Source organism: Polaromonas sp., assembly GCF_012927415.1.
Taxonomy (GTDB): Bacteria; Pseudomonadota; Gammaproteobacteria; order Burkholderiales; family Burkholderiaceae_C; genus Polaromonas.
This window is the reverse complement of record NZ_JABBPF010000180.1, coordinates 1-6288: the sequence shown is the minus strand read 5'-3', so window position 1 is coordinate 6288 and position 6288 is coordinate 1. Positions and strand designations below refer to the sequence as shown.

6 protein-coding genes and 1 pseudogene are annotated in these 6288 nt (G+C 57.7%); 5 read left to right on the top strand and 2 right to left on the bottom strand.

Features of this window, described 5'->3' with window-relative positions:
• Window positions 1–248 (top strand): annotated as a pseudogene (locus HHJ19_RS15050) (MaoC/PaaZ C-terminal domain-containing protein); the annotation flags it as partial.
• A 19-nt stretch (window positions 249–267) separates the two neighbouring features.
• Here the strand turns inward: HHJ19_RS15050 and trmL are convergent.
• Window positions 268–747 (bottom strand): tRNA (uridine(34)/cytosine(34)/5-carboxymethylaminomethyluridine(34)-2'-O)-methyltransferase TrmL, encoded by a 480-nt coding sequence (gene trmL, locus HHJ19_RS15045; protein ID WP_296908681.1) that lies wholly within the window; start codon window positions 745–747, stop codon window positions 268–270.
• Between the two features lie 105 nt (window positions 748–852).
• Window positions 853–1431, bottom strand: a complete 579-nt coding sequence (locus HHJ19_RS15040) for a ComF family protein (protein ID WP_296908680.1) — start codon at window positions 1429–1431, stop codon at window positions 853–855.
• A 235-nt stretch (window positions 1432–1666) separates the two neighbouring features.
• Here HHJ19_RS15040 and HHJ19_RS15035 point away from each other — a divergent pair, with 235 nt between their 5' ends.
• From HHJ19_RS15035 to ctaD, 4 genes are all read left to right on the top strand, one after another.
• Window positions 1667–2566: a methyltransferase domain-containing protein gene (locus HHJ19_RS15035; RefSeq protein WP_296908679.1), complete on the top strand. Its 900-nt coding sequence runs from the start codon at window positions 1667–1669 to the stop codon at window positions 2564–2566.
• A gap of 172 nt (window positions 2567–2738) precedes the next feature.
• Complete coding sequence (locus tag HHJ19_RS15030; RefSeq protein ID WP_296908678.1) at window positions 2739–3239, top strand: DUF2244 domain-containing protein; 501 nt, start codon at window positions 2739–2741, stop codon at window positions 3237–3239.
• 136 nt (window positions 3240–3375) lie between these two features.
• Window positions 3376–4560 carry a cytochrome c oxidase subunit II gene (coxB, locus tag HHJ19_RS15025; protein WP_296908683.1) on the top strand — a complete coding sequence of 395 codons (1185 nt, stop codon included), beginning with the start codon at window positions 3376–3378 and terminating at the stop codon, window positions 4558–4560.
• Between the two features lie 83 nt (window positions 4561–4643).
• A complete protein-coding gene (gene ctaD, locus HHJ19_RS15020; protein WP_296908677.1) occupies window positions 4644–6278 on the top strand; it encodes a cytochrome c oxidase subunit I in 1635 nt (544 codons plus the stop codon).
• Window positions 6279–6288: the final 10 nt, after the last annotated feature.

Sequence of the window (6288 nt, the reverse complement as noted above, 5' to 3'; positions counted from 1 at the left end):
TACCCCGGTTTTTCGAATCCTCGTTCGAGATTATTGGCTCGCGCATGGGCGTCAATTACGGCCTGAACAAGGTGCGTTTTATGGCGCCCGTCCCGGTAGGCAGCCGTTTGCGCGCGCGCATGAAGCTGCTGGCCGCTGTGGCGATTGAGCAGGCCGGCTGGCAGATGACCTGGCAAATTACGGTGGAGCGTGAAGGCGCGGCCAAGCCGGTCTGTGTGGCCGAGTCGTTGGTGCGCCGCTACCCCTGAGACCGGCTTCTGCAGCGGCTTAGCCCGCCAGCGCCGCTCCGGCAAAACCGTTTTGCCGCCAGGCCTCGAATACTGTCACCGCAACGGTGTTCGACAGGTTAAGACTGCGCTGACCGGGCCGCATCGGCACTTTGACGCGTTGGGTCACGGGAAAAGAGTCGCGCACTATCGCCGCCAGACCCTTGGTTTCCGAGCCAAACACCAGCCAGTCAGCGGGCAAGAACCGCCTGTCATACATACTGCTGGCGCCTTGCGTTGTCATGGCAAAAAGCCGGTCGGGCGGCGGTCGCTGGCTATCCATCAGCGCTTGCCAGCTGGCGTGCCGCAGCACCTGGGCGTACTCATGGTAGTCGAGCCCGGCACGCCGCATATGCTTGTCATCCATCGAAAAACCCAGTGGCTCTACCAGGTGCAGACGGCAGCCGGTGTTGGCCGCCAGTCGGATCACATTGCCAGTGTTGGGCGGAATTTCAGGTTCGACAAGGACGATATTGAACATCGCTGAATTGTCGTCCCTGGGTAACCCGGTGAAAGCAAATCAGTGAAAGTAATCCGTTGCGCGAAAAGCACGGAGGCGAGGGGTGTGGGGTGAAGAGCGTAAAGCTCATTGAGTTCTGGCCAGCACCACGGCGGTAATGTAGGCAGCGCCGGCATCTCGCAAGGCCTGCGCCGCGGCATACATCGAGGCACCGCTGGTCATCACGTCGTCCACTAGCACGACGCGCCGCCCTTGCAACCCGACCGCGCGCAACGGATCAACCTGAAAAGCGCCCCTGACATTGGCCAGCCGAGCCTCGCGCTTGAGCTGGCTTTGTGGTGGGGTGTGCTTGAGTCGCAGCAGCAGTCTTGCATCGGCCTGCGCCTGGGTTTGCGTTTGGCTGGCCAGCGCGGCGGCCAGTTCCCAAGCCTGGTTGAAGCCGCGCGTTTGCAAGCGCTCTGCCGAAAGCGGCATGGGTATCACCCAGTCGCTCGCCCCCAATTCGTTAAAGGCCAGCAAGACGCCGGGAGTGTTGAGCAAGCGTTCGGCGAAAAAACGGGCCCAGGCATGTTGCCCACCAAATTTGTAGCGCGCGATCAGGGTGGACCACGGATAGGCATAAGGCACTGCCGCCAGCGCCGCATCCAGCGGCGGGCGCTGCCGCACGCAGGCACCGCAAAGGGTCTGGGTTGTTTGGCGGTCCATTGACAGATCAGCGGGCAAAGCCAGTGCGCATGCGCCGCAACGAAGCTGCGCGGCCGCAAAGCGACTCACGCAGGCCTGGCAGACCTGACGCGCAGGCCAGCTGTGGCAGACCGCACACTGACTGGCAAAGCCAGGCAACTGCGGCCAGAACGGCGTGGGGTTAAAACCGGAGGGAAGCAAACGAGTAGACACAATCTCAATATACTCGCCTACCTTCGCTGACATCCAGTATTTCATGACCAACACTTCGCGTCCGCCAACGCTCGACCCGCAAGCCGTCAGCCGTTGGCAAAAAACGGCGCCGCTGGTTTCACCGTGGCTCCATGAAGAAGTTGCCAGCCGGATGCAGGACCGGCTGCAGTGGATCAAGCTGCAGCCCCGCGCCTGGGCGCATTGGGGTGCCGTGCGCGGAGGACTGGCAGCGCACGCACAACTGGCGAAAAATTATCCTGATTCAGCATGTTTTATTGCGGAGGTCCAGCAAGAACGGTTGCAGGAAGCTATTAAAATAATAGCAAAACCCTGGTGGAACCCGAAGCAGTGGCGCGGCGGCGTAACGCACTTTGAAATGCCGCCCCAAGGCAGCGTTGACATGCTGTGGGCGAACATGGCGCTGCACGAATCGTCTGATCCGCAGGCCTTGCTGGCGCAATGGCATCGCGCCTTGAAGGTGGATGGCTTCCTGATGTTTTCTTGCCTCGGTCCCGATACCGCCCGGGAACTGCGTGAGCTCTACGCGCAGCTGGGCTGGCCGCCCGCGGGCCACGAGCTGACCGACATGCACGACTGGGGCGACATGCTGGTGCAAACCGGTTTTGCCGAGCCGGTGATGGACATGGAGCGCATCAGCCTGACCTACGAGACACCCGCGCGACTGCTGCAGGAACTCGCTGAATTAGGTCGAAATTTTCACCCGGCACGTTTTCCGGCGCTGCGCGGGCGAGTCTGGAAAGCACGGCTGGAGCAGGCGATCATCGAGCGTCTGACGGGTAATGACGGCCGTCTGACCCTCACGTTTGAAGTGATTTACGGTCATGCGCTCAAGGCGGCGCCCAAGTTGAGGGTCAGTCCGCTCAGCTCGGTGTCAGTGGCTGACATGCGCAGCATGCTGCAGGGACAGCGCCCGCAGGGTTGAGTCGGTTTGCGCGCCCTCCGCTGAAACCGGGCTAAAACTGACTCGCGCCAAGGGTTTTTATGAGCTGGTTTTGAGAGCAAACTGGCTACAATCTGCAGAAGTTTTCCGGGTATGTTCCCGAGCCGAATGCAGGCCTCGCCAGGCATTGACTGCAGTTTTCTAAGGCTAGCCCATGCTGCAGCCAACACCAGCCTTCCGTTTTGCCACGTTGTCCACGCGCGGCGATGACCGTAAGCACACCGTGCTGTGGCATCTCAAGCGGCATTGTTCACTCAGGCCAGCTCAGCTGGCATGGTTTTACGTGTCTCTGTGCCTGATGTCGTTCGGGGTGGCCACTTTTTTCTGGGCACAAGGCGCTACCTTGGTAATGGTTTTTGCGTGGATAGAACTGCTGGCTGTGGGAGCCGCATTCCTTCTTTACTCCCGCCACGCCGCAGACGCCGAAAAAATTGTCCTTCAAGATGGGCGGCTTGTCATTGAGCTGGAGACGGCAGGGCGCACGCAGCGGGCAGAATTTAACCGGGAGTGGGTCCGGGTTGAACCCATGGACGGGGATGGTTCGCTGATTCAAGTATCGGGGCAGGGGCGGTCGGTACAGGTCGGGCGGCATGTGCGGCCGGAATTGCGACCGGCGCTAGCGCGTGAGATTCGTTTTGCACTACGCGTTTGCTGAACATAGCCAGAAAATCTTGCCTCATTTTTGATGGCGGCGTTTTGACCTGCGGCAAACTTTATAATGACAGGCTAATTCGGTCGGTAAATGAAGTAGAAAAGTAATCACGATGAACTTAAGCAACACCATGAGAAAAATGACAGCGCTTACCGTAAAGCACGCGGGTGCAATTCTGGTATCCGCCGCCGCCTCCGTCAGTACCGCCGCTTACGCTGTGAATGACTTGCCCGGTGGTCCGGCGGTTAATCAGCTTAACCTGCATCCTGCCGTCACCAAAATTGCCGAGGAACTGCAATGGCTGCACTGGTTCATGATGGCAATTTGTGTGCTGATTTTTCTGGCAGTTTTTGGGGTGATGTTTTATTCGATCCTGAAGCACCGTAAATCAGTGGGTCACAAGGCCGCCAATTTTCACGAGTCCACTGCGGTTGAAATTGCCTGGACTATAGTTCCCTTCATCATCGTTATTGCCATGGCTCTGCCGGCAACCAAAGTGGTGATCGCCCAAAAGGACACCACCAGTGCCGACCTCACGATCAAGGCTACCGGCATTCAATGGAAATGGGGCTACGACTATATCAAGGGTGAGGGCGAGGGTATCGGCTTCGTGTCGACGCTGGACAACGCTCAGCGCGTGATGTCCAACAACGGTGGCCCAAAAGCTGGCGAAGCGCCTGACAACTACCTGCTGAAGGTCGATAACCCGCTGGTCGTGCCGGTTAACAAGAAAATTCGGGTAATCACCACTGCCAATGATGTGATCCATGCGTTTGCAGTGCCTGCCTTCGGCATTCATCAGGACGCGATTCCCGGTTTCGTGCGCGATACGTGGTTTCGGGCCGAAAAAATCGGCGACTACTACGGCCAGTGCGCCAAGATTTGTGGCAAGGAACACTCTTACATGCCGATCCACGTGAAGGTGGTTTCAGCGCAGGAGTACAGCGCCTGGGTAGCGGTCAAAGCCAATGAGGCTGCTGCCAAGGCGGATGATCCATCCAAGGTCTGGACGCTGGTGGACCTCAAGTCGCGCGGTGAAAAGGTGTATGCCGCCAACTGTGCTGCCTGCCACCAAGTCAACGGCAAGGGTGCCGGCCCTGTCAAGCCGCTGGATGGCTCGGCAATCGTGCTCGATGCCGACCATGGCAAGCAAATTAACATTTTGCTTAATGGCGCACTTGGCGGTGCAATGCCTTCATGGAAGGCCTTGAGCGACACCGATATTGCGGCTGCTATTACCTACAGCAAAAATAACTGGTCCAATCAGACCGGCCAAATCGTCCAGCCTGCCGAAGTGCAGCTTGGCCGAGGCAAGCCCATTTAATTCCGCAATTCCAGACCGACGGCTCGATCCTTCGTCCGCCCCCCAAGAAAAGCTACAGGCAAAAGCCACCAAAGGAAGCCAAGATGAGTGCAGTTCTAGACCATCACGATCACGCGCACGATGACCACGATCACCATGCCCCGACGGGCTGGCGTCGCTGGGTATTCGCCACCAACCACAAAGACATTGGCACGCTATACCTGCTTTTCAGTTTCACTATGTTGATGGTCGGCGGCGTGATGGCGCTTTTGATTCGCGCCGAGCTGTTCCAGCCCGGCCTGCAATTAGTTAATCCAGAGCTGTTTAATCAACTCACCACCATGCACGGCCTGATCATGGTGTTCGGTGCCATCATGCCGGCCTTCGTGGGCTTTGCCAACTGGATGATTCCGCTGCAGATTGGTGCCTCCGACATGGCCTTTGCGCGCATGAACAACTTCAGCTTCTGGCTGATGATTCCTGCTGCCCTGATGCTTACTGGTTCCTTCCTGCTTCCCGGGGGAGCGATGGCTGGCGGCTGGACGATGTATGCACCCTTGTCGCTGCAAATGGGTCCTTCGATGGACGCCGGTATTTTTGCGATTCACCTTCTGGGTGCCTCGTCCATCATGGGTTCGATCAACATCATCGTGACCATACTGAACATGCGCGCGCCCGGCATGACCTTGATGAAAATGCCGATGTTTTGCTGGACCTGGCTGATTACGGCTTACCTGCTGATCGCCGTTATGCCTGTTTTGGCGGGCGCTATAACCATGACGCTGACTGACCGTCATTTCGGCACCAGCTTTTTCAACCCCGGTGGCGGCGGTGATCCAGTTATGTTCCAGCATATTTTCTGGTTTTTCGGCCACCCCGAGGTCTACATCATGATCTTGCCGGCCTTCGGCATCATCAGCCACATCATTCCCGCGTTCTCGCGCAAACGCCTGTTTGGTTATGCCTCCATGGTGTATGCCACCGGCTCTATTGCGATTCTCAGCTTCGTGGTGTGGGCGCACCACATGTTCACCACTGGCATGCCGGTGACGGGTCAACTGTTTTTCATGTACTCGACCATGCTGATTGCAGTTCCGACGGGTGTGAAAGTATTCAACTGGATCGCCACCATGTGGAAGGGCTCCATGACGTTTGAGACGCCCATGCTGTTTGCGGTGGGCTTCATTTTCGTGTTTACCGTAGGTGGTCTGTCGGGGGTGATTCTTGCTGTGGCGCCGATTGATATCCAGTTGCAGGACACCTATTACGTAGTGGCTCACTTCCACTATGTGCTGGTTGCAGGGTCGCTTTATGCCATGTTCGCAGGTTACTACTACTGGTCGCCCAAATGGACCGGAGTGATGTACAACGAAACGCGCGGCAAGATTCACTTCTGGTGGTCGCTAATTTCCTTCAATGTCACCTTTTTCCCTATGCACTTCCTGGGTTTGGCTGGCATGCCGCGCCGCTACGCCGACTATCCGATGCAGTTCGCTGATTTCAACGCTGTAGCCAGCGTGGGCGCTTTCTTCTTCGGTTTTGCACAGGTCTATTTCTTCTTTTTCATCGTGCTTCCCACGATGCGCGGCAAAGGTGAACCGGCCAAGCAAAACCCATGGGTTGATGAGGGCGGCAAGGGTGCAGAAGGGCTCGAGTGGCAGGTTCCGTCGCCGGCACCTTTTCATACTTTCGAAACGCCGCCCAAGCTTGACGCCACCGCAACCCGAGTTATCGGCTAAGTGAAACGGC

Excerpts from the sequence above, each read along its gene's own strand:
- ctaD (WP_296908677.1), top strand. The coding sequence starts at position 4,644 with ATGAGTGCAGTTCTAGACCATCACGATCACGCGCACGATGACCACGAT.
- coxB (WP_296908683.1), top strand. The coding sequence starts at position 3,376 with ATGACAGCGCTTACCGTAAAGCACGCGGGTGCAATTCTGGTATCCGCC.
- HHJ19_RS15035 (WP_296908679.1), top strand. The coding sequence starts at position 1,667 with ATGACCAACACTTCGCGTCCGCCAACGCTCGACCCGCAAGCCGTCAGC.
- HHJ19_RS15030 (WP_296908678.1), top strand. The coding sequence starts at position 2,739 with ATGCTGCAGCCAACACCAGCCTTCCGTTTTGCCACGTTGTCCACGCGC.
- trmL (WP_296908681.1), bottom strand. The coding sequence starts at position 747 with ATGTTCAATATCGTCCTTGTCGAACCTGAAATTCCGCCCAACACTGGC.
- HHJ19_RS15040 (WP_296908680.1), bottom strand. The coding sequence starts at position 1,431 with ATGGACCGCCAAACAACCCAGACCCTTTGCGGTGCCTGCGTGCGGCAG.